We start from the raw sequence: 21,697 nt of genomic DNA, 5'->3' as shown, positions 1-21,697 counted from the left end.
GAAATATGGCTGATCCCCGTTTTATACACCTGCGCATTCACAGTGACTACTCCATGGTAGATGGACTGTCAAAAGTGCCGCCACTTGTTAAAAAGGTGGCAGAAATTGGCATGCCTGCAATGGCTCTGACAGACTTCACCAACCTGTGTGGCTTGGTGAAGTTTTATAACACTGCACAAGGCTGCGGTGTAAAGCCAATTATTGGTGCAGACTTTAAAATGCAGCTCGATGAGTTCGGTGACGAACTCTGTAATATCACCGCACTTGCTGCAGATGACGACGGTTATAAAAACCTCACGCTTCTTATCTCTCGTGCTTACCTGCGGGGGCATGTCCAGCATATTCCGGTAATCGACAAAAGCTGGCTGGCGGATTTAAAGCAGGGACTTATCCTGATTTCCGGTGGCCGCCATGGTGATGTGGGTAAAGCGCTCCTTAAGGGAAACCAGGCGGTCGCTGAACAGTGCGTTTCTTTCTATAAAGAACATTTTCCTGATTCCTATTATATGGAACTGGTGCGTACCGGACGCGCGGATGAGGAAGCTTACCTGCACTTTGCTGTTGAGTTCGCTGAGAAGCATGATCTGCCTGTGGTAGCAACCAATGATGTCTGCTTCCTGACCTCTGAGCAGTTCGACGTACATGAGATCCGGGTTGCCATCCATGATGGTTACACTCTCGAAGACCCCCGTAGGCCAAAGAATTACAGCAACCAGCAATATCTGCGCACCGAAGAAGAGATGTGTGAGTTGTTTGCTGATATTCCGGAAGCACTGGAAAACTCGGTAGAAATAGCCAAGCGATGCAATGTATCTGTACGTCTTGGAGAGTACTTCCTGCCTAATTTCCCTACCGGTGATTTAAGTACCGCTGACTTCCTGGTGGTGAAATCCCGCGAAGGCCTGGAAGACCGCTTAGAATTCCTGTTCCCGGATGAAGAAGAGCGCCTGCGCCGCCGGCCGGAATATGATGAACGTCTGGAGATTGAGCTTCAGGTTATCAACCAGATGGGCTTCCCAGGCTACTTCCTTATCGTTATGGAATTTATCCAGTGGTCAAAGGATAACGGTATCCCGGTAGGTCCGGGGCGTGGCTCCGGTGCAGGCTCCCTCGTGGCTTATGCCCTTAAAATCACCGACCTTGACCCACTGGAATATGATCTGCTGTTCGAACGTTTCCTCAACCCGGAACGTGTATCCATGCCCGACTTTGACGTCGACTTCTGCATGGACAAGCGTGATCAGGTTATCGACCACGTAGCAGAAATGTATGGCCGGGATGCGGTATCCCAGATCATTACTTTCGGTACCATGGCTGCCAAGGCAGCAATCCGGGATGTTGGCAGGGTGCTGGGTCATCCGTACGGTTTTGTTGACCGTATTTCCAAGCTGGTACCGCCGGACCCGGGGATGACCCTGGCCAAGGCTTTTGATGCTGAACCCCAGCTTGGTGAAATTTACGAAGCCGATGAGGAAGTGCATGAGCTGATTGATATGGCCCGTGCGCTGGAAGGGGTGACCCGAAATGCGGGTAAACACGCCGGTGGTGTGGTTATCTCGCCAACAACCATTACAGATTTTGCACCGCTTTATTGCGATGCAGAGGGGCGACACCCGGTTACCCAGTTCGACAAAAACGACGTTGAATACGCTGGCTTGGTGAAGTTTGACTTCCTGGGTCTGCGTACCCTCACTATCATTGACTGGGCGCTGCAGATGATTAACCCGCGCCTGGCACGTGAGGGGAAGCCACCGGTCGATATTGCCGCCATTCCTATGGCCGACACCCGGTCGTTCACCATGCTGCAGAAAGCAGAAACCACCGCGGTATTCCAGCTTGAATCGCGTGGTATGAAGGAGCTTATCAAGCGCCTGCAGCCGGACTGCTTCGAAGATATGATCGCTTTGGTGGCACTGTTCCGCCCAGGCCCATTGCAATCAGGCATGGTGGACAACTTCATCGACCGTAAGCACGGCCGCGAAGAAGTATCCTACCCCGATGCTCAGTACCAACATGAATCGCTGAAAGAAATTCTCGACCCAACCTATGGCATCATCCTGTATCAGGAACAGGTAATGCAGATTGCCCAGGTGCTGGCCGGATATACCCTGGGTGGTGCAGACTTGCTTCGCCGTGCTATGGGTAAGAAAAAACCGGAAGAGATGGCGAAACAACGTGAGGTTTTCCAGGAAGGCTCTGAGAAAAACAACGTTGATGGCGAGTTGTCGATGAAGATCTTCGACCTGGTGGAGAAATTCGCAGGTTACGGCTTCAACAAATCGCACTCAGCTGCCTATGCCCTCGTTTCCTACCAGACTCTCTGGCTGAAGGCTCATTATCCGGCGGAGTTTATGGCTGCGGTAATGACCGCAGATATGGATAACACAGATAAAGTGGTAGGCCTGGTGGAAGAGTGTCGCAGGATGCGGCTTAAAGTGCTGCCGCCGGATATCAACGCAGGCCTTTTCCGGTTCACCGTGAATGAAAAAGGTGAGATCGTATACGGCATTGGTGCGATTAAAGGTGTGGGTGAAGCACCAATCGAACACATCATCGCGGCAAGGGAAAAAGGTGGCTACTTTAAGGATCTGTTTGACTTCTGTTCCCGCATTGATACCAAAAAAGTGAACAAGCGGGTGCTTGAGAAACTGATCATGGCTGGTGCACTTGACCGCCTCGGCCCTCACAGGGCAGCCATTATGGCTTCCGTGGACGATGCAATGCGCGCCGCAAGCCAGCATCATCAGGCGGAGTCTTTCGGACAGACTGATATGTTTGGCGTACTGACTGAGGCACCGGAAGAAGTTGAGACGAAATATGCTCAGGTTGCTCCATGGCCAGACAAAGTCTGGTTGGAAGGGGAACGCGAAACCCTGGGCCTGTACCTGACCGGGCACCCGATAAACGCTTATTCAAAAGAGCTTAAGCATTACACTACATGGCGCCTTGAAGATGCCCAGCCAACCAAACGGGATCAGGTTGCGACGGTTTCAGGTCTGGTTATTGCCGCAAGGGTTATGACTACCAAGCGGGGAAACCGGATTGGTATTATGACCCTTGATGACCGCTCAGGACGGATGGAAGTCATGCTGTTCTCTGACGCGCTCGACAAATACATCGACTTTATCGAAAAAGATAAAATTGTGGTGGTATCGGGACAGGTCAGCTTTGATGACTTCAACGGTGGGCTTAAAATGACAGCCCGCGAAGTGTTTGATCTCTCACAGGCCCGGGAAAAATACCTACGGGGACTTGCCATCTCAGTGACCGACAGGCAAATTGATGGACAGTTTTTTGACCGTTTTACCCGTATTCTTGAACCATACAGGGCGGGAATTGTCCCCATTAACCTGTATTACAGGCGACAGGATGCACAGGCTCGGTTGACATTGGGTACTGAGTGGCGTGTCACCCCGAATGACCAATTGCTGGATGATTTACGCGAATTGTTGGGTGAACAACAGATCGAACTGGAATTCAGTTAAGATGTACCGGCATGTCAGCGCCGGGCAGACAAACATATAACAGGATATCTTAAGGTATGAGCTTGAATTTTCTTGAGTTTGAACAGCCTATTGCCGAATTGCAGCAGAAGATTGATGCGCTGCGCGCCGTTAATCGCAATGATGACGACGCAGTCAATCTCGATAAAGAAATTGAGCAGCTGGAAAAGAAAAGCGTCGAGCTGACCAAAAAGATTTTCGGTGATCTGGGAGCCTGGCAGGTAGCCCAGTTGGCCCGTCACCCTCAGCGTCCTTATACGCTGGACTACTTAGAGCACATTTTCACTGAGTTCGATGAACTGGCCGGTGACCGTGCATATGCGGATGACAAAGCGATTGTTGGCGGTATAGCGCGTCTGGAAGGCCGTCCTGTCATGGTGATCGGCCACCAGAAAGGCCGTGAAACAGCAGACAAAGTAAAGCGGAACTTTGGTATGCCAAAGCCGGAAGGTTACCGTAAGGCCTTACGCCTGATGGAGATGGCTGAGCGTTTCAAAATGCCAATTATCACCTTCATTGACACGGCAGGTGCCTATCCGGGGGTCGGTGCTGAAGAGCGTGGACAATCTGAGGCAATCGCCCGTAACCTGAAAGTTATGTCAGGACTGAAAGTGCCGGTTATCTGTAACGTTGTCGGTGAAGGCGGCTCTGGCGGTGCATTGGCAATCGGTGTTGGTGACTACGTCAATATGATGCAGTACTCCACCTACTCAGTAATTTCCCCTGAAGGTTGTGCTTCAATTCTTTGGCGTGATGCAGCTAAAGCCCCTCAGGCGGCTGAAGCGATGGGTATGACCGCGCCTCGCCTGAAAGAGCTGAAGCTCATTGATGAAATTATCGAAGAGCCAATGGGTGGCGCACACCGTGATGTGATTCAAACAGCAAACAGTGTGAAAACTGTATTGCTTACGCAGCTTGCCGAACTGGAAATCCTTGAACCGGAATTGCTGCTTGAACGCCGGTACCAACGTCTGCTGAGCTACGGTTATTGCTAATTCGGCATTAGTATTGAGTTAAGAAACGGGACCTGATTGAAGGTCCCGTTTTTTATACGGTTTATACTGACTATCATGCTATTTGCTATCATATTGCCAAACCCATTCGCGGAACATCCTGATGTTATTTTCCTCTTTTGAATCCGTGCTTAACAAGTACAGCCCGAGCCCACGCCAGATTGTCCTGGCTTTCAGTGGGGGCGTTGATTCCCGGGTGATGTTGGAGCTGTTATGCGTTTATCGGGACACTCATCCACAGCATGAGTATTTGCTGGTTCATGTCCATCATGGTTTGAGCAGCAATGCTGATAGTTGGGTATCTCTGTGCGAGCGTTGGGCGGATGATTCAGCAATGCCGATCCACATTGAAAGGGTCACACTGAAAAAAGAGGGTGAGAGCCTGGAAAATGCCGCGCGCCAGGCCCGCTATGATGCAATTGCGAAACATTTAAAACCCGGGGCGATTTTACTTACTGGGCAGCATGCTGATGATCAGGTGGAAACCTTTTTCCTGGCATTAAAGCGGGGCAGTGGCCCTGCCGGATTGGCTGCAATGCCTGAATCCCGCCAGTTTTCCAACGGAACTTTGGTTCGCCCTTTATTGCATGTGCGACGACAGGATATTGTCAGTTTTGCTGAACAACAGGGGCTGGATTGGATTGAGGATGAGAGTAACCAGGACAGCCGCTTTGACCGAAATTTCTTGCGTAATGAAATCTTGCCGGGATTATCAGCGCGTTGGCCTGGTTTCCACAAGGCAGTTAAGCGAACGATTACGCTTTGTTCTGAGCAGGAATCTGTTATCGATGAACTCATTGTCGGCAAGATGAATGAGATAGTTTGGCCTGATGGCAGTTTGGATTTGGCTGGTCTGAGCTGGAACTCTCGTCAGGTTGCACAACAGATTGTCAGGCGGTGGATCAAGCAAGAAGCCTGTATTGTACCGAGCCAGGCACAACTTCTTGAGCTTTTTGACAGTGTCATTCCTGCAGCAGAAGACGCCAACCCGCTGCTGGGGATTGGGGAGTGGCAGATAAGGCGTTTTCAGGGGAGGCTTTACCTGGTTCATCAGGTAAAGGACATTTCACTCTGGCAGAGCTACCTTTCTTTATCCCAGGTAACTGAATTACCCGACGGCTTGGGAATGTTGTCCCTTTTCCCCAAAGCGGGTGGAAACCTGAGATTGCCGGTAAATGGTGAAACTGTACGCGTGATGTTTGAACCATCTGGACTGTCAGCCAAGCCTGTTGGACGGGGGGGCTCGCGCAAACTCAAAAAGCTATTTCAGGAATATGGGGTACCCAGTTGGCTGAGAAGACGCACGCCCATCGTGTTATTTGGAGATGAAGTTGCAGCCGTTGCGGGCTTGTTTGTTACGGATCACGGAAGCGGCAATCAATGTGATCTTCTGTGGCATAAATCAGGCTATACAACTGTAAATCGTTAATTTGTGTGCAACAATTTATGGTGATTTTCCGCAATACCCAAGCAACTTTTCCAAGAAAATGATGCTGAAGCCGCTTGGGTATATTCATAGACTAAATATGCGAGGAAGCGATGAAGAGCATTTATTCTCTTGCCATGGCGGCGATTATAGTGGCGTCCCCGGCAATGGCTGCTGGTGATGCTGCAGCCGGAAAAGCAAAGGCCGCGGTGTGTGCCGCCTGTCACGGTGCCGACGGTATTGCGTTGATCCCGGGTTACCCAAATCTGAAAGGTCAAAATGAACAGTATCTGGTATCAGCACTGAAGGCTTACAAGAACGGCGAACGTACCGGACCTCAGGCTATGATAATGAAGCCTCAAGCGTCAATGCTGAGTGATCAGGATATGGAGAATGTGGCTGCTTACTTCGCGTCTATGAAGTAATTTGTCCGTACTGATTTAAGAAAGCCGCATTGATTGCGGCTTTCTTATTTCCGTGTTTACCGGAACTGCTTGGATTCCGGAAGGTATTCAAACCCCGCTTCTGCAAGCTTGTTTTTCAGTGCCTCTGGGTCAATATCGAAATAGCGGGTTAGGTCGTCAAGATCGGTGAATTCATCCCGCAACTTCATGTTTACGATGCTCATCAGCATCACCGGATCCATGTTCGCAAAGTTTTTGAGGTCCATTATTCGTCCCGGTAGTCGCTGATAAGAAGGTTAGCTGCGGCAAAGGCAGCTTGCTCGCGGGTTTCCAAAGAAAGAGAGGAATCAGCGGCAATGTCATTGAGGGTTTTGAATGCACAGGTAATAGCTTTAGGGATGTACCCCTGGTCACCGCTGCCAATTTCAGCATAGGCTTTACGCACCAGCTCACAGCTGTTGGTTATTTTCATAGGAAAGCTCCGGTTGTTGAACAGCGTGTATTGTACCGGATTGAAAGGAAGGCGCTAAATCAGCTTTTCTGTTTGCGTTTGTGCTTATAGAGAAGGCGGTCAGCACGCTCATAAAGGGCAATAAGGTTATCCCCTTTTCTATACTCAGCAAAGCCACATGCAGAACCAATGCCGTAGCTGTTTAGCATGCGGTCATGTTTAACCAAATGCTGAACCCTGCGAAGAACGACAGCTGCGGACTCCTCACTGGCTGGTTGCAAGAGTGCGGCAAATTCGTCACCACCTAACCGATAAACGGTATCTGTTGTCCGTACTGCTTCTTTTAAGATTTGCGAGAATCGACGTAATACCTTGTCACCATCAAGGTGGCCATAGGTGTCATTGACCTGCTTAAAGTTGTTCATATCGAACATAATCAGTACGAGACCAATATCCTGGCGCTCACAAATGGCAATACTTTTGTTAGTGTCCTGTTCGAAGCTGGTACGGTTACCAAGGCCTGTCAGGTAATCCTGCAGAGCCATGCTCTTCACCCTGCCGTATTCAATCGCATTTGCCAGCGGACCGGCGATAAGGCGGTGAAACGTGTGAATCATTGAGATTTCATCACGATCCAGCTTATAGGGGGTGCTGTATTGGAGGACACCTAAAGGCGTGTCGCCAAATTTAATGGCAAAGGTCTGCCGGCATGAGGCACTGATGCCTCGGCGGACAATGGAGCAGGTATCATTGTATTCCCAGATCAAGCGGCTGATGTCGATGTGCTTTTCCAGCTCTTTGGTATAAACCTCCAGCAAAACCTCGATATCCAGTTTTCCCTGAAGCTTTTGCAGGATCAGCAGGCGCTGGTCAGCCCCCAAAGGTATAACTCTGGGTGTTGGTAAATGCTCAGGTTGTGGTTTGACGTTTCGCTTATCCATGCTTACACCAAGTTCTCGACAGCCTACTTCCGAGATAGCAAGTTACGCGCCAGTCTAATTGAGAAGTTACGTATTAAGAAGGGGTAAAGTTCACAAATGTAAGAAATTGCGTAAAATTTGTTCGTTTTTATGTGCATCGTCGTAACCTAGAGACATTAGTTCCTTAATGTAGTCAGGTTCGAAGAGAAGATAGCTGGTAATACTGGCGTCCTCTTTGGGGCTAATTCCCAGAAATTTCATAAAAACCCGAGAGGCTGCAGGCATTTTACAATAATTGTCTGGGACAAAGTCTTCCAAGGGAATGGAGGGAGATAAATGACAGGTATCTATAGTTCTGAGTCCCAGTTCCTTTGCCCGTTCATCGGGAATTTCTCTAATCAGGTCGTTTGTACGCTCAAGAAGCTCTAGATCTGCTGCCATGGTGTCACTGAATATCGCATCCATCAGGTGTCCTCCCAGTGTGGCAAGCCCTGGTGGCGGAAGTTTGCCTCCGGGTTTGATCTGGGGTTTCGTTGCCATGTCGATGATTAGCATCTTTTCAGCCCCTAATTTTAATCCAGGGCGCAAAGGGGCGAGTTGGTGGATAGAGCCATCGCCGTAAAAATCGTTACCTATTTTTGACGCGGGGAATACCAGAGGGATAGCAGACGATGCAAGCAAATGTTCTGTGTTGATCAAGGTCTGTTCCCCAACAGACTTTGCCCGCGACCAAGGGGGAATATCACCGTCTCCCTGAAAAAAGGTAACAGATATGCCCCGTCGGTAGCTTGCAGCTGTAATGGCTAGTGCTTTTAGATGGTTATGGTGAATATTGTTGTCCAGTCGACGGTAGTTAAGTACGGAATTCAGCAACTCCCGCAATGGGCGGTTATTCAAGAGTCCGAAAGGGGGAGGCTGCTCGCAACCTGACTGTAAACGGGCGAATCCCTGCCTGCCAAGGTAGGAAATCATTCCCCCGGGGGTAGCTGAGAATACGGTATTTGTATGTAATCGGCCCCACAGCCATGCCAATTTTTTGACGCCGAGTCGAAAAGATGACGCGTAGCAGGCAAGAGCCGTGGCATTGATTGCACCTGCCGATGTGCCACAGAAAATAGTGAAGGGGCTAGGGTGGACTCTCGGATACCATTCCGAAATCGCTTTCATGACGCCTACCTGGTATGACGCGCGAGCACCACCACCGGTAAGAAGAAGAGCCATATTTTTCTGCTGACCGTCAGACATAGCGAAATCCTGCTCATAATATGTTGTTATTTTGAGCGAATATTCAGCAGTTTGCCGGACTAATTAGGGGAAATGTGAATGCAGGTGAGGAAATAAAAACGGGCTCAAAACTGAGCCCGCTTCATAAGTGGATCGCAGATTACTTCAACTGGCTGAGAATATGGTTAACCATATTGGCCATTTCCACAGGCTGCTTTTCACCCTGACGGCGATTCTTATACTCGAATACACCTTCGTCCATGCTGCGTTCACCGATAATAACCATGTGAGGGATACCGATAAGTTCGATATCAGCCAGCATAACACCAGGGCGTTCCTTACGATCGTCGAACATAACTTCTACACCGGCTGCTTGCAGGTCAGCATAGAGCTTTTCAGCAGCTTCGCGTACACGCTCAGATTTGTGCATGTTCATTGGAACAATGGCAACAGTAAATGGTGCAATTGCATCAGGCCAGATAATACCGTTGTCGTCATGGTTTTGTTCAATAGCAGCAGCGACCACACGGGTAACACCGATACCGTAACAACCCATTTCCATGATGACGTTCTTGCCATCAGCACCCAGAACACCGGCATTCATCTTTTCTGAGTAGTTGTTACCCAGTTGGAAGATATGACCAACTTCGATGCCGCGCTTGAGCTGGAGCGTGCCTTTACCACAAGGGCTGAGGTCGCCTTCCATAACGTTGCGAATGTCAGCAACTTCGCCCAGTTCAACGTCACGACCCCAGTTGATACCGAAGAAGTGCTTGTCGTCGATGTTGGCACCGGCACCAAAGTCGCTCATTGCCGCTACGCTGCGGTCAACGATAAATGGTACGGTCAGGTTAACAGGGCCAAGTGAGCCGGGACCCGCGTTAACAATTGCACGGATCTCTTCTTCTGTTGCAAACTGCAGTGGTGCTTCAACTTGTGGCAGTTTCTCAGCCTTGATCTCGTTCAGTTCGTGATCGCCACGAACCAGCAGGGCAACGAGATCCGATTCAACAGCATCAGAAGCTCTGACAAACAGTGTCTTTACAGTCTTTTCAATCGGCAGGTTGAACTGCTCAACCAACTCTGCAATGGTTTTGGCATTTGGTGTATCAACTGTGCGCATCTCTTCAGATGGTGCTGCTCGTTCGCCGGCAGGTGCAACAGCTTCTGCCATTTCAATGTTTGCAGCGTAATCTGATTCAGTAGAGAAGGCGATCAGGTCTTCACCACTGTTTGCCAGTACGTGGAATTCGTGAGAAGCAGAACCGCCGATCGCACCGGTGTCAGCCAGTACTGGGCGGTAATCCAGACCCATGCGGTCAAAGATAGCGCAGTAGGCTTTGTGCATGGTTTCGTAGGTCTTTTGCAGGCCTTCTTTATCCAGGTCAAAGCTGTAAGCGTCTTTCATGATGAATTCGCGGGAACGCATTACACCGAAACGTGGGCGAACTTCATCACGGAATTTAGTCTGAATTTGGTACAGGTTCAGAGGAAGTTGCTTGTAAGACTTCACCTCATTGCGAACCATGTCGGTGATCACTTCTTCGTGAGTCGGACCCAGTACAAATGGACGCTCATGACGGTCAGAAATGCGCAGCAGTTCCGGGCCAAACTTGTCCCAGCGGCCGGTTTCCATCCACAGTTCTGAGGGCTGAACCACAGGCATCAGAGTTTCAACAGCTCCGGCGTTGTTCATTTCTTCACGCACAATGTTTTCAACCTTGCGCAGAACACGAACACCGGTCGGCAGCCAGGTATAAAGACCTGAAGCCAGTTTGCGGATCATACCTGCACGAAGCATCAGTTTGTGGCTGATGACTTCTGCATCACTTGGAGTCTCCTTCAGGGTAGAAAGAAGGTAGTTACTGGTACGCATTTGATGCTATCCATTAATCACATGAGTTGACGTTAAGGGCGAAATTCTAACAGCCGGATGGCTATTCGCCAAAGAATTCGATGTCAGTTACCACAATACCGTCATCGGACACTTGAAAACGCACATTATAGTTGAACAGGTTGACAGCATAGACCTTATTATCGACTCCCTTCTTTTTATATGCCGGTCGGGGATCTTGAGCCAGAACCTCAGTAATAACCTGCTTTTGGTTACCACTCTCATCCTGCTTGTCCAAAAAAACAATGGCTGATTCAGAAAATGAAACGGGAAGCGTGGCAGGTGCGTCTGAAGCAAAACCGCCTATCGCAGTCGGAAGTGAGTCAGAGTAGGGGATATAAGGCTTTATATCGATGATGGGCGTGCCATCGACCAGATCGACATTACCTAATTCAATAATTACCTGGTTCCCATCCTTTCTTATGCCTTTAAGCTCTACCGCTGACATACCGATAGCATTTGGGCGGAACGTTGCCCTGCTGGCAAAAACACCTATACGTTCATTACCGCCAAGCCGTGGAGGTCTGACTGTAGGCGTCCAGCCTTTATCGATATTTTGGTCAAACAGGAACAACAGCCAAAGATGAGAGAACTGGGTTATTCCCCGGACAGATTCCTCATTATTTGCTTCCCCACAGAGAACGATCTCTGACTTGGCGCTGGTAACTAAGCCCGGTTGCCGCGGGACGGCGAATTTTTCCTTATAGGGAGAACGGACATAACCTACTGGTGTTATCTGATGATTCATATTGTGTAAGGTACTCTCTGGCGGGTATATCGTGGCGTATCACCCGGCTTTCAGTTCATGCCGATATGCGTGAATGATATCGTAATGCGTGCCATAATCGGCAAGACAATAATTCATGAGGATATAACCTTGACCAAACCTGCTGTTTTTCTTGATCGTGATGGCGTCATTAACATTGATCACGGTTACGTACACAAGATTGACGACTTTGAATATGTTGAAGGTGTATTCGAAGCATGCCGTCAATTGAAAGAAATGGGCTACCTGCTGGTGCTGGTAACCAATCAGGCAGGGATTGCGCGTGGCTACTATACCGAAGATGAATTTATCAGCCTGACCGAATGGATGGACTGGAACTTTGCCGATAAAGGCGTGGATTTTGACGGCATTTATTATTGCCCACACCATGCAGAAAAAGGTGAAGGCAAATATAAAGTGGATTGCGACTGTCGCAAACCTAAGCCAGGCATGTTTGAGTCTGCCCGTGAGTTCCTGAATATTGATATGGCGAACTCGGTAATGGTCGGTGACAAAACAGATGATATGAAAGCGGCTATTGCAGCTGGTGTTGGTACCCGGGTTCTGGTTCGTACCGGCAAGCCAGTTACTGAAGAAGGTGAGTCTCTGGCCACTATGGTGCTCAATAGCATTGCTGACGTGCCAAAAGCGCTGAAGTAACCGTTCTATGCTAATAACACCCGGCTCATCGCCGGGTTTTCTTTTATATATATGTAATAAATGGCTCGAATAGGGTGTAAATGAACCGGATTGGTTTATTTTTGTCCGATTGAACATCTTTTTGTGGAATTTTTGCATTTTAGGGTTGTCAGATAAAATTAACTCCCTATAATTCGCCTCCGTTGTCACGACAAACCGCGACAACGGGCGGCAAGCGAAAGTGCTTGACACGCCAGCTGGGTGAGATAGAATCCCCAGCCTGCTTAGTGAGATAAGCAACGCTCTTTAACAATTTGACCATGCAATCTGTGTGGGCACTCGTTGAAACAGAATAAAAGATTTATTCAATGAATCGAGTGACCAAACGAGATTCCTGAAAAGGAATATCGGCACAGTCAATTCTATCTATGAAAATAGATTTTTTGCTTCTGCTTTTTTCTAAAAAGCGGAGACAAATAGAATCAGTATTCATTGAGCCAAACCTTCGGGTTTGAAAAAACTTTAATTGAAGAGTTTGATCATGGCTCAGATTGAACGCTGGCGGCAGGCCTAACACATGCAAGTCGAGCGGCAGCGACAACAACAATCCTTCGGGAGCGTTGTTGGGCGGCGAGCGGCGGACGGGTGAGTAATGCTTGGGGATCTGCCTCTGGGCGGGGGATAACTACTGGAAACGGTAGCTAATACCGCATAATGTCTACGGACCAAAGCGGGGGACCTTCGGGCCTCGCACCCAGAGATGAGCCCAAGTGGGATTAGCTAGTTGGTGGGGTAATGGCTCACCAAGGCGACGATCCCTAGCTGGTCTGAGAGGATGATCAGCCACACTGGAACTGAGACACGGTCCAGACTCCTACGGGAGGCAGCAGTGGGGAATATTGCACAATGGGGGAAACCCTGATGCAGCCATGCCGCGTGTGTGAAGAAGGCCTTCGGGTTGTAAAGCACTTTCAGCAGTGAGGAAGGTGGTGTAGTTAATAGCTGCACCATTTGACGTTAGCTGCAGAAGAAGCACCGGCTAACTCCGTGCCAGCAGCCGCGGTAATACGGAGGGTGCGAGCGTTAATCGGAATTACTGGGCGTAAAGCGCATGCAGGCGGTCTGTTAAGTCAGATGTGAAAGCCCCGGGCTTAACCTGGGAGTTGCATTTGAGACTGGCAGGCTAGAGTCTTGTAGAGGGGGGTAGAATTCCAGGTGTAGCGGTGAAATGCGTAGAGATCTGGAGGAATACCGGTGGCGAAGGCGGCCCCCTGGACAAAGACTGACGCTCAGATGCGAAAGCGTGGGGAGCAAACAGGATTAGATACCCTGGTAGTCCACGCCGTAAACGATGTCTACTTGGAGGTTGTGCCTATAAGGTGTGGCTTTCGGAGCTAACGTGTTAAGTAGACCGCCTGGGGAGTACGGCCGCAAGGTTAAAACTCAAATGAATTGACGGGGGCCCGCACAAGCGGTGGAGCATGTGGTTTAATTCGATGCAACGCGAAGAACCTTACCTACTCTTGACATCCAGAGAAGCTTGAAGAGATTCGAGTGTGCCTTCGGGAGCTCTGAGACAGGTGCTGCATGGCTGTCGTCAGCTCGTGTTGTGAAATGTTGGGTTAAGTCCCGCAACGAGCGCAACCCTTATCCTTGTTTGCCAGCGAGTCATGTCGGGAACTCCAGGGAGACTGCCGGTGATAAACCGGAGGAAGGTGGGGACGACGTCAAGTCATCATGGCCCTTACGAGTAGGGCTACACACGTGCTACAATGGCATATACAGAGGGCAGCGAGACCGCGAGGTGGAGCGAATCCCAGAAAGTATGTCGTAGTCCGGATTGGAGTCTGCAACTCGACTCCATGAAGTCGGAATCGCTAGTAATCGTGGATCAGAATGCCACGGTGAATACGTTCCCGGGCCTTGTACACACCGCCCGTCACACCATGGGAGTGGGTTGCACCAGAAGTAGATAGCTTAACCTTCGGGAGGGCGTTTACCACGGTGTGATTCATGACTGGGGTGAAGTCGTAACAAGGTAGCCCTAGGGGAACCTGGGGCTGGATCACCTCCTTACCTAAACTGCTTCATGAGTGTCCACACAGATTGCATAGGTCTTAAGTTAAGAGTGCCGATTTTGGGGTTATAGCTCAGCTGGGAGAGCGCCTGCCTTGCACGCAGGAGGTCTGCGGTTCGATCCCGCATAGCTCCACCACTCTTTAAGCGCATTTGCAAAAGTGTCCTTAGAAAGTGGTTCCTTGTCTCCTGTAGACACCGAAACACATGCTCTTTAACAATCTGGAAAGCTGACTAGTAATTCAATCGAAAGATTGGATTGTTTGCGAAAGCAAACAAGTTCTCAAAGCAAACACATTCAAGTGTTTTGGTAGTGCTTTAAGCACAACTCAATTTGAGTACGGCGAAAACCAAATCTTGGTCCGCGTATGACTCGAAACTCCTTCGGGTTGTATGGTTAAGTGACTAAGCGTACACGGTGGATGCCTTGGCAGTCAGAGGCGATGAAGGACGTATTAACTTGCGATAAGCCCAGATAAGGCAGTAAAAGCCACTTGAGTCTGGGATGTCCGAATGGGGAAACCCACTGGCATAAGCCAGTATCGCTGCGTGAATACATAGCGCAGCGAGGCGAACCGGGAGAACTGAAACATCTAAGTACCCCGAGGAAAAGAAATCAACTGAGATTCCGGCAGTAGCGGCGAGCGAACCCGGATTAGCCCTTAAGCGTTTTAAGTGTTAGTGGAAGCCTCTGGAAAGTGGCGCGATACAGGGTGACAGCCCCGTACACGACAATGCTTTTAGCGTGAAAACGAGTAGGACGGGACACGTGTTATCTTGTCTGAAGATGGGGGGACCATCCTCCAAGGCTAAATACTCCTGACTGACCGATAGTGAACCAGTACCGTGAGGGAAAGGCGAAAAGAACCCCTGTGAGGGGAGTGAAATAGAACCTGAAACCGTGTACGTACAAGCAGTGGGAGCCCACTTGTTGGGTGACTGCGTACCTTTTGTATAATGGGTCAGCGACTTAATTTCAGTAGCAAGGTTAACCGCATAGGGGAGCCGTAGGGAAACCGAGTCTTAACTGGGCGTGCAGTTGCTGGAATTAGACCCGAAACCGAGTGATCTAGCCATGGGCAGGTTGAAGATTGAGTAACATCAATTGGAGGACCGAACCGACTAATGTTGAAAAATTAGCGGATGACTTGTGGCTAGGGGTGAAAGGCCAATCAAACTCGGAGATAGCTGGTTCTCCCCGAAAGCTATTTAGGTAGCGCCTCGGACGAATACTACTGGGGGTAGAGCACTGTTAAGGCTAGGGGGTCATCCCGACTTACCAACCCTTTGCAAACTCCGAATACCAGTAAGTACTATCCGGGAGACACACGGCGGGTGCTAACGTCCGTCGTGGAGAGGGAAACAACCCAGACCGCCAGCTAAGGTCCCAAAGTTATCGCTAAGTGGGAAACGATGTGGGAAGGCCCAGACAGCCAGGATGTTGGCTTAGAAGCAGCCATCATTTAAAGAAAGCGTAATAGCTCACTGGTCGAGTCGGCCTGCGCGGAAGATGTAACGGGGCTAAGCGATACACCGAAGCTGCGGCAATGCGATTTATCGCATTGGGTAGGGGAGCGTTCTGTAAGCGGCTGAAGGTGCACTGTAAGGTGTGCTGGACGTATCAGAAGTGCGAATGCTGACATGAGTAACGACAAAGGGGGTGAAAAACCTCCTCGCCGGAAGACCAAGGGTTCCTGTCCAACGTTAATCGGGGCAGGGTGAGTCGGCCCCTAAGGCGAGGCCGAAAGGCGTAGTCGATGGGAAACGGGTTAATATTCCCGTACTGCTGATAACTGCGATGGGGGGACGGAGAAGGCTAGGTGGGCCGGGCGACGGTTGTCCCGGTTCAAGGGTGTAGGCTGAGAAATTAGGTAAATCCGGTTTCTCTTAAGGCTGAGACCTGATGTCGAGCCACTACGGTGGTGAAGTCATTGATGCCATGCTTCCAGGAAAAGCCTCTAAGCTTCAGGTTATCAGTAACCGTACCCCAAACCGACACAGGTGGTCGGGTAGAGAATACCAAGGCGCTTGAGAGAACTCGGGTGAAGGAACTAGGCAAAATGGTACCGTAACTTCGGGAGAAGGTACGCTGCCCTTGGTGAAGTCCCTTGCGGATGGAGCTGAAGGCAGTCGCAGATACCAGGTGGCTGCAACTGTTTATTAAAAACATAGCACTGTGCAAATTCGAAAGAAGACGTATACGGTGTGACGCCTGCCCGGTGCCGGAAGGTTAATTGATGGGGTTAGTCTTCGGATGAAGCTCTTGATCGAAGCCCCGGTAAACGGCGGCCGTAACTATAACGGTCCTAAGGTAGCGAAATTCCTTGTCGGGTAAGTTCCGACCTGCACGAATGGCGTAATGATGGCCACGCTGTCTCCACCCGAGACTCAGTGAAATTGAAATCGCAGTGAAGATGCTGTGTACCCGCGGCTAGACGGAAAGACCCCGTGAACCTTTACTACAGCTTGGCACTGAACATTGAGCCTACATGTGTAGGATAGGTGGGAGGCTTTGAAGCGGTGACGCCAGTTGCCGTGGAGCCATCCTTGAAATACCACCCTTGTATGTTTGATGTTCTAACTTGGCCCCGTTATCCGGGGTGAGGACAGTGCCTGGTGGGTAGTTTGACTGGGGCGGTCTCCTCCCAAAGAGTAACGGAGGAGCACGAAGGTGGGCTAATCACGGTCGGACATCGTGAGGTTAGTGCAATGGCATAAGCCCGCTTGACTGCGAGAATGACGGTTCGAGCAGGTGCGAAAGCAGGTCATAGTGATCCGGTGGTTCTGAATGGAAGGGCCATCGCTCAACGGATAAAAGGTACTCCGGGGATAACAGGCTGATACCGCCCAAGAGTTCATATCGACGGCGGTGTTTGGCACCTCGATGTCGGCTCATCACATCCTGGGGCTGAAGTCGGTCCCAAGGGTATGGCTGTTCGCCATTTAAAGTGGTACGCGAGCTGGGTTTAGAACGTCGTGAGACAGTTCGGTCCCTATCTGCCGTGGGCGTTGGAGAATTGAGAGGGGCTGCTCCTAGTACGAGAGGACCGGAGTGGACGAACCTCTGGTGTTCGGGTTGTCACGCCAGTGGCATTGCCCGGTAGCTAAGTTCGGAATCGATAACCGCTGAAAGCATCTAAGCGGGAAGCGAGCCTCAAGATGAGTTCTCCCTGACACTTTAAGTGTCCTAAAGGGTTGTCGGAGACTACGACGTAGATAGGCAGGGTGTGTAAGCGCTGTGAGGCGTTGAGCTAACCTGTACTAATTGCCCGTGAGGCTTAACCATACAACACCCAAGGGGTTTTGTGCGTACTCAAGAGAATCAAACATCTTGAATGTGTAAGAGAACACGCTAGAAGACATCAGCTTTCAAGATTGTACCGAATTTGTCTGGCGACCATAGCATTGTGGCTCCACCTGAACCCATGCCGAACTCAGAAGTGAAACGCAATAGCGCCGATGGTAGTGTGGGGTCTCCCCATGTGAGAGTAGGACATCGCCAGGCTTCCAAATTGGTTTTCATCTTTTTAGAAAAAAGATGAAGGCAAAAAGTAGAAGAAGCCCTGACCTGGCGGTCAGGGCTTTTTTGCGTTTGGGGAAAAGAAACCGGGCCTGGGAAGACAAGGTCCAGGGACAATAGTAGGGAAGAGCAGTGGCGAGTACGGAGTGGTGCGTAGCGAGAAAAAGCCTTGTGCAGCTTTCGCCGACCCCATACATTTTCTCGCCTCTCGCCTCTCGCCTCTCGCCTCTCGCATCTCGCATCTCGCATCTCGCATCTCGCATCTCGCATCTCGCATCTCGCATCTCGCATCTCGCCAAAGAACATTTCTGTCCATGCCATGACAAAATTCCCACACCAGCCCCCTCTTTAGCGGTTAAAATATGGGCTTACTAAAAGGAGCCTTTATGCCGCATTTCCGATTTCGCGCAGTTGAGCGCAAAGATGTTGCCAAGCTTACAGAAACGCTGGCTGAGAAACTTCAACCGCTAATGGATTGCCCACAAGAAGACTTTACCTTTGAGTGTGTTGCGACTGAGTTTTTCTTTTCGGGACAACCATCAGAAGCCTACCCATTTGTAGATGTGCTTTGGTTTGATCGTGGACAGGCTACTCAGGATGAAGTGGCTTCAATACTTACTCAGGAAGTCCGCCATATTTTGAATAAGCCCGATCAGGATGTTGCTGTGATTTTTACTGCACTTTCTCCTGCCGCTTATTACGACAACGGTAGCCATTACTAGAAAATGAAGAAAAAAACAGCCGGTATTCTTGCTGGAGTCCTTGCGACAACGCTGGCAGGAGCTGGGATTACACTGGACCAGGTTTTCAATATACCTAATGAAGACTTGGTCGTAACATCTGCTCATTCTTATACTCAATGCGTAAAGCGCGATTCTTCCGGGGTTCTGGATAAGAACGGTGTCATCAATCTTGCCGTATGGAATATCTATAAACAGCAAAAAGAGGGATGGGAGCAGGCTCTATCAGGATTGTCCGCTGCCAATGATCTTTTGCTGCTCCAGGAGGCAAGCTATACCCCGGAACTGGCAAACTTTATCCATAACCATAAGCTTCATGCTGACCAGGTTTACGCTTTTGCTGTTCTTGATAAAGTAGCAGGCGTGATGACTGCGTCCGGTGTATCTTCAGCGGGCAGTTGTGCGTACCGGGCTATGGAACCGTTGCTCAGGTTGCCCAAGTCTGCGCTGGCATCCTATTACAGGTTAAGTGATGGACAGGTACTAACCGTACTTAATGTTCATGGGGTAAATTTCACGCCGACATTGGACAGTTATATTGCTCAGCTGAATACCTTGAAGTGGGCAATGGAGCAGGCGTCGGGCCCTGTAATTGTGGCGGGGGATTTTAATACTTGGAGTGCAGGTCGACAGAAAGCACTGGATGCTTTCGTGAGGGCATTGGCGTTGAAAAGTGTTACTCCCAATCCTGATAACCGCCTACGGGTATTTGGTCGTCCTTTGGATCATATTTATTATCGGGGGCTAAGCCTTGAAAAAGCAAAGGCACCCGGAACGGATGCCTCTGATCATTCGATGATTACCGCAACATTTAAGCTACAGCAATAAACATACCCCAACCAACAAAAACCAGAAGCCAGGGAAGGCTGGCAATAGTAATGGCTTTCCCTTTCTCCATCGGTACCCAAGAGGTCAGCAAATTCAGCGTATTGACGAAATACCAGGGAAGCAGAATAGGAAAAGTATTGAGGTATGTGCTCCATGGGCTGCTGTATTCGACCTTAAAAAACGCGTTCAGTGAATTGAGGTCCGCATAAGCTGGCAGCAACAGTGACTGATTGAACAGCAAATTGGCATAGCTTGCCAGATCGCCAATGATTGCCGGGAGGAAGATGAAACATGATGCTCCCAGCCATTGACGGAACATTGGGGAATTACCAAGTGATTTGCTGGATAGGTGTAACCACAATGCCATCATAATGATGGAACCTGTTCTGCCAACAACATCAGCCATTACTTCACCAGCCAGCAAAATCTCTTTTTGCATCCATGCACTTTGCTGCTCGGGGGTGAGAGACAGTGACGTACTTAAAGCACGGGCAAGGGCGTTGAAGTTGACGTGGTCGAAATAAGCACCCCAAAAAAGCATGCCGCTGGCTATCAGTAGCAGGTAGGGAACCCATCCCCAAACAGGACGCTCATATAGCGCAGCGAAGCAGGATACCGGTGCTGTGACCGAATCCCGCATTGCATAGAAAGGGTTTGATGAAGGATGGATCATGAACTGACCTTGGTGACATCAATGAACAGGCGCAATGTCTGCCCCGGCTTGATGTATGCCTTCCGGTTCAACTGGTTCCACTTCAAAAGATCAGATACTGACACGTCAAACTTATCGGCGATGACGCTTAGTGAGTCACCCTGACGAATTTTATAAGTTATCTTTCGAATGGTGCCGCCAGTTGGTGCTTTTTTCCATACAACCAGAGACTGACCTGGACGTAATGGGTCACTCGGTGCCATACCGTTCCACTTAGCCAGGGACTTGTATGAAACATCGTACTTACGTGAAATACTCCACAAGCTTTCACCGCTGGCAACCTTATGCGTCATTTTGTAGTTGCCACGGCGGGTAGACTGGGTCTTGGCAAGACGCTGAGGCTCGCTCAGAGAGTATTGGTTGGCGTCTTTAAGGGCTACAGGCACAATAAGGTGCTTACCAACGCGAATGCTGGTGCCTTTCAGGTTGTTCGCACGCTGCAACACCTTGATAGTGGTGTTGTTGTTAGATGCAATTTCACTCAGGGTATCACCGGACTTAACCTTGTAACGTATTACCTTGATGCCACGGTTGTCATTTTTCGCCAGTTGGGTTTTGAAACGATCAACCTTGTTGATTGGCAACAGGAGATGTGTCGGGCCATCCGGTGCGGTTGCCCAGTGGTTGTATCCTGGATTAAGACTTTGCAGCTCCCTGAGAGGAAGGTCTGCATAGTTTGCAGCCAGAGCTAAATCCATCTGGATGCCTGGATCAACGTTGGTGACGACAGGTTTATTGGCAATTGCGGGGACATCTAAACCGTACTTGACCCGGTTTCTGACAACATCCCCGAGAGCGAGTAATTTTGGAACATAGCCGCTGGTTTCTTTGGGAAGATCCAACGACCAGAAATCGGTTGGTTTACCTGCTTTCTCATTGGCACGGATAGCCCTGAATACCCGGCCTTCACCCGTATTGTAAGCCGCAAGCGCATGCAGCCAGTTACCGTCAAACTTCTTGTTCAGGTATTCGAGCAGGTCAAGGGCAGCTTTGGTGGAGGCGGTAACGTCTCTGCGTCCATCATACCACCAGTTTTGTTCCAGCCCGAAACGGCGTCCGGTATCCGGGACAAACTGCCACAGACCCGCTGCGCGGCCATGAGAATAGGCAAATTGATCAAAGGAACTTTCCACAACAGGCAAAAGGGCAAGTTCAAGCGGCATATTTCGCTTTTCTACTTCTTCTGCGATGAGGAACAAGAAAGGCTGAGCACGTTCAGAAACCGTTTCTAAATGACCTGGATGCTTGAGGTACCAGTTACGGTAATAGTTAACACGCTTGTTATCAGGTACCGGCATTTTCATCTGCATGGCAATACGCTGCCAGACATCGCTCTGTTCTTGTGGAGACAGTTCGACAGGTTTCTGTTTCTCAGTCTTTTTTGTATTTGGCGCCTGCACGACCGTTTCGGTCTTTGGCGCGGTATTTTCTGGTGCAGTTGTCGCTCGCTCGCCAGACGTCATCTGGCAACCAGAAAGCACCAACGCACTTAACAGTGCAAGCTTTAATTTCATATTACAGCCCTTTGAATCAATGGCCGATGATAATACTTTGCCCCCTGTTAGGAGACAAGTTACATCG

General features: G+C 49.8%; 15 protein-coding genes, 1 tRNA gene and 3 rRNA genes. 11 read left to right on the top strand and 8 right to left on the bottom strand.

Translation table 11 applies throughout. The features are described 5' to 3' along the window. Positions 1-5: 5 nt before the first annotated feature. From dnaE to NF212_RS13625, 4 genes are all read left to right on the top strand, one after another. The gene (gene dnaE, locus NF212_RS13640) at positions 6-3,485 is read left to right on the top strand and encodes a DNA polymerase III subunit alpha (RefSeq protein ID WP_434356501.1); all 3,480 of its coding nucleotides are present in this window, start codon (positions 6-8) and stop codon (positions 3,483-3,485) included. 56 nt (positions 3,486-3,541) lie between these two features. Beyond that, complete coding sequence (accA, locus tag NF212_RS13635) at positions 3,542-4,498, top strand: acetyl-CoA carboxylase carboxyl transferase subunit alpha (RefSeq protein WP_434356499.1); 957 nt, start codon at positions 3,542-3,544, stop codon at positions 4,496-4,498. A 121-nt stretch (positions 4,499-4,619) separates the two neighbouring features. Then, positions 4,620-5,945: a tRNA lysidine(34) synthetase TilS gene (gene tilS / locus NF212_RS13630; protein WP_434356497.1), complete on the top strand. Its 1,326-nt coding sequence runs from the start codon at positions 4,620-4,622 to the stop codon at positions 5,943-5,945. A gap of 110 nt (positions 5,946-6,055) precedes the next feature. Then, positions 6,056-6,367, top strand: a complete 312-nt coding sequence (locus tag NF212_RS13625) for a c-type cytochrome (RefSeq protein WP_434356495.1) — start codon at positions 6,056-6,058, stop codon at positions 6,365-6,367. A gap of 56 nt (positions 6,368-6,423) precedes the next feature. On the opposite strand, the gene NF212_RS13620 is transcribed toward NF212_RS13625, so the two are convergent. From NF212_RS13620 to tsaA, 6 genes are all read right to left on the bottom strand, one after another. Continuing rightward, entirely contained in the window at positions 6,424-6,612 is a 189-nt protein-coding gene (locus NF212_RS13620; RefSeq protein WP_434356493.1) for a DUF4250 domain-containing protein, read from the bottom strand. Then, positions 6,612-6,818, bottom strand: a complete 207-nt coding sequence (locus NF212_RS13615) for a YaeP family protein (protein ID WP_434356491.1) — start codon at positions 6,816-6,818, stop codon at positions 6,612-6,614. Before NF212_RS13615 ends, NF212_RS13620 begins: the two co-directional genes overlap by 1 nt. Positions 6,819-6,877: 59 nt before the next feature. Continuing rightward, positions 6,878-7,738, bottom strand: a complete 861-nt coding sequence (locus NF212_RS13610) for a GGDEF domain-containing protein (protein WP_434356489.1) — start codon at positions 7,736-7,738, stop codon at positions 6,878-6,880. A 90-nt stretch (positions 7,739-7,828) separates the two neighbouring features. Beyond that, on the bottom strand, positions 7,829-8,962 hold the full coding sequence (locus NF212_RS13605; protein ID WP_434356487.1) for a patatin-like phospholipase family protein: 1,134 nt from the start codon (positions 8,960-8,962) through the stop codon (positions 7,829-7,831). Positions 8,963-9,101: 139 nt separating this feature from the next. Next, positions 9,102-10,817 (bottom strand): proline--tRNA ligase, encoded by a 1,716-nt coding sequence (locus NF212_RS13600; protein WP_434356485.1) that lies wholly within the window; start codon positions 10,815-10,817, stop codon positions 9,102-9,104. Between the two features lie 61 nt (positions 10,818-10,878). After that, positions 10,879-11,583: a tRNA (N6-threonylcarbamoyladenosine(37)-N6)-methyltransferase TrmO gene (tsaA, locus tag NF212_RS13595; RefSeq protein WP_434356483.1), complete on the bottom strand. Its 705-nt coding sequence runs from the start codon at positions 11,581-11,583 to the stop codon at positions 10,879-10,881. Positions 11,584-11,712: 129 nt separating this feature from the next. Between tsaA and gmhB the strand changes: the two genes are divergently transcribed. The 7 genes from gmhB to NF212_RS13560 all read left to right on the top strand — a co-directional run bounded on the left by gmhB (position 11,713) and on the right by NF212_RS13560 (position 19,404). Next, positions 11,713-12,261 carry a D-glycero-beta-D-manno-heptose 1,7-bisphosphate 7-phosphatase gene (gene gmhB / locus NF212_RS13590; RefSeq protein WP_157235241.1) on the top strand — a complete coding sequence of 183 codons (549 nt, stop codon included), beginning with the start codon at positions 11,713-11,715 and terminating at the stop codon, positions 12,259-12,261. Between the two features lie 502 nt (positions 12,262-12,763). After that, a 16S ribosomal RNA gene (locus tag NF212_RS13585) occupies positions 12,764-14,316 on the top strand. A gap of 63 nt (positions 14,317-14,379) precedes the next feature. Continuing rightward, positions 14,380-14,455, top strand: a tRNA-Ala gene (locus tag NF212_RS13580). Positions 14,456-14,711: 256 nt separating this feature from the next. Further along, positions 14,712-17,602 (top strand): 23S ribosomal RNA (locus NF212_RS13575). Between the two features lie 103 nt (positions 17,603-17,705). Beyond that, positions 17,706-17,821, top strand: a 5S ribosomal RNA gene (gene rrf / locus NF212_RS13570). The 16S, 23S and 5S rRNA genes sit together here with 1 tRNA gene alongside, the layout of an rRNA operon. A gap of 401 nt (positions 17,822-18,222) precedes the next feature. Beyond that, a complete protein-coding gene (locus NF212_RS13565; RefSeq protein ID WP_434356481.1) occupies positions 18,223-18,558 on the top strand; it encodes a DUF1904 domain-containing protein in 336 nt (111 codons plus the stop codon). A gap of 3 nt (positions 18,559-18,561) precedes the next feature. Beyond that, positions 18,562-19,404, top strand: a complete 843-nt coding sequence (locus tag NF212_RS13560) for an endonuclease/exonuclease/phosphatase family protein (protein ID WP_434356479.1) — start codon at positions 18,562-18,564, stop codon at positions 19,402-19,404. Here the strand turns inward: NF212_RS13560 and NF212_RS13555 are convergent. Together NF212_RS13555 and NF212_RS13550 are read right to left on the bottom strand one after the other, a co-directional pair. Further along, complete coding sequence (locus NF212_RS13555; protein WP_434356477.1) at positions 19,388-20,077, bottom strand: YIP1 family protein; 690 nt, start codon at positions 20,075-20,077, stop codon at positions 19,388-19,390. The two genes, NF212_RS13560 and NF212_RS13555, sit on opposite strands and share 17 nt — an antisense overlap. Further along, the gene (locus NF212_RS13550; protein ID WP_434356475.1) at positions 20,074-21,630 is read right to left on the bottom strand and encodes a LysM peptidoglycan-binding domain-containing protein; all 1,557 of its coding nucleotides are present in this window, start codon (positions 21,628-21,630) and stop codon (positions 20,074-20,076) included. The genes NF212_RS13555 and NF212_RS13550 overlap by 4 nt, the downstream gene beginning before the upstream one ends. Positions 21,631-21,697 lie beyond the last annotated feature (67 nt).

The sequence above is a fragment of the Parasalinivibrio latis genome (genome assembly GCF_036825535.1).
In the GTDB taxonomy this organism is placed as follows: Bacteria; Pseudomonadota; Gammaproteobacteria; order Enterobacterales; family Vibrionaceae; genus Parasalinivibrio; species Parasalinivibrio latis.
The sequence above is the reverse complement of the archived record's forward strand: the minus strand, read 5'-3'. Positions and strand labels throughout refer to the sequence as shown.